Source organism: Chromohalobacter sp. 296-RDG, from assembly GCF_029889885.1.
Lineage (GTDB): Bacteria > Pseudomonadota > Gammaproteobacteria > Pseudomonadales > Halomonadaceae > Chromohalobacter.
Genome location: NZ_JARANY010000152.1, coordinates 1 through 2,123, shown reverse-complemented (window position 1 = coordinate 2,123; position 2,123 = coordinate 1). Strand labels below are relative to the sequence as shown.

Sequence of the window (2,123 nt, the reverse complement as noted above, 5' to 3'; positions counted from 1 at the left end):
CCCGAAGCCCGAAGCCCGAAGCCCGAATTCACGAAGAGAGAGTTGCCGATATGGAATTGACGCCGAGAGACAAGGACAAGCTGCTGTTGTTCTCCGCTGCGCAGCTTGCCGAGCGACGCCGCGACCGTGGCTTGAAGCTGAATTACCCCGAGGCGGTGGCGTTGATCAGCTTCGAGATTCTCGAAGGGGCGCGTGATGGCAAGAGCGTCGCCGAGTTGATGGGCTACGGCCGCGAGATTCTGACGCGTGACGATGTGATGGAAGGCGTGGCCGAGATGGTCGACGAGGTGCAGGTCGAGGCGACCTTCCCCGACGGCACCAAACTCGTAACCGTTCACTCGCCGATTGTGTAAGGGGGCTCCATGATTCCCGGTGAATATCAGTTGCAGGCAGACGATATCGAGCTGTGCGCGGGACGCGAGCGGATCACCGTCGACGTCGCCAATACCGGCGACCGGCCGGTTCAGATCGGTTCTCACTATCACTTTGCCGAGGCGAATCCAGCGCTCATCTTCGACCGCGACAAGACGCGTGGTTATCGCCTCGACGTGGCGGCGGGCACGGCGATTCGCTTCGAACCTGGCCAGACACGTGAAGTGACGCTGATTCCCTATGCCGGGCGCCGACACATATATGGCTTCCACGGTGATGTGATGGGCAGCCTCGAGCAATCCGGTGCGGGAGAAAAGTCATGAAATCGGTTAACACGATCAGTCGCCAGGCCTATGCCGACATGTACGGTCCGACCGTGGGCGATAAAGTCCGGCTGGGCGATACCGAGCTATGGGTCGAGGTCGAGAGTGACGCTACCGACTATGGCGACGAGGTCAAGTTCGGCGGCGGCAAGGTCATCCGTGACGGCATGGGCCAGAGCCAGCGCAGCGACGCCGCCGTCATGGACACCGTGATCACCAACGCGCTGATTCTCGATTGGTGGGGCATCGTCAAGGCCGATGTCGGCCTCAAGCATGGCCGCATCGCGGCGATCGGCAAGGCCGGCAATCCCGACACTCAGCCGGATGTCGAGATCGTCATCGGACCAGGGACCGAGATCATCGCCGGCGAGGGCAAGATCCTGACGGCGGGTGGTCTGGATGCGCATATCCACTTCGTCTGCCCACAACTGGTGGAAGAGGCGATGATGAGTGGACTTACCACCATGTTGGGTGGGGGGACCGGTCCGGCGACCGGTACCAACGCCACCACCTGTACGCCCGGCGACTGGCACCTCGGCAAGATGCTGCAGGCGGTCGACGACATGCCGATGAACATCGGCTTTCTCGGCAAGGGCAATGCCAGCCTGCCCGAGGGGCTGGAAGCGCAGCTCGAGGCCGGCGCCATGGGGCTCAAGCTTCACGAGGACTGGGGCACCACGCCGGCCTCCATCGATAATTGCCTGAGCGTGGCCGAGAAGTACGATGTTCAGATCGCGATTCACACCGATACCTTGAACGAATCGGGCTTCGTCGAGGATACGTTGGCGGCGTTCAAGGAACGCTGCATTCACACCTATCACACCGAAGGCGCGGGGGGCGGTCACGCGCCGGATATCATCACCGCGTGCGCTAAGGACTACGTGTTGCCGTCGTCGACCAATCCCACGCGGCCTTACACCGTCAACACCATCGACGAGCATCTCGACATGCTGATGGTGTGTCACCACCTCGATCCCAATATCCCTGAGGATGTGGCCTTCGCCGATTCGCGTATCCGCCGCGAGACCATTGCCGCCGAAGACATCCTTCACGATCTGGGTGTGATCTCGATGATTGCGTCCGACTCCCAGGCCATGGGCCGGGTGGGCGAAGTGGTCTGCCGTACCTGGCAGACGGCGCACAAGATGAAGGTACAGCGTGGCCTGCTGCCCGAGGATCGTGAGCGCGGTGCCGACAACCATCGCGCCAAGCGTTACATCGCTAAGTACACGATCAATCCGGCGCTCACGCACGGTATTGCCCATGAGGTGGGCTCGGTGGAGGTCGGCAAGCTGGCCGATCTGGTGCTCTGGGACCCGGCGTTCTTCGGCGCCAAGCCGGCGACGATCCTCAAGGGTGGAATGATCGCCGCCGCGCCGATGGGCGACCCCAATGCGTCGATCCCTACCCCGCAACCGGTGCATTACC

The 2,123-nt window shown here is 62.2% G+C and carries 3 protein-coding genes; all 3 read left to right on the top strand.

Going from position 1 to position 2,123, the window contains the following annotated elements:
- Positions 1–50 precede the first annotated feature (50 nt).
- On the top strand, positions 51–353 hold the full coding sequence (locus OP495_RS17335) for an urease subunit gamma (protein WP_261507533.1): 303 nt from the start codon (positions 51–53) through the stop codon (positions 351–353).
- A gap of 9 nt (positions 354–362) precedes the next feature.
- A complete protein-coding gene (locus OP495_RS17330) occupies positions 363–695 on the top strand; it encodes an urease subunit beta (RefSeq protein ID WP_280564016.1) in 333 nt (110 codons plus the stop codon).
- A partial coding sequence (ureC, locus tag OP495_RS17325) for an urease subunit alpha (protein WP_280570990.1) occupies positions 692–2,123 on the top strand: 1,432 nt, incomplete at its 3' end. The genes OP495_RS17330 and ureC, both read left to right, overlap by 4 nt.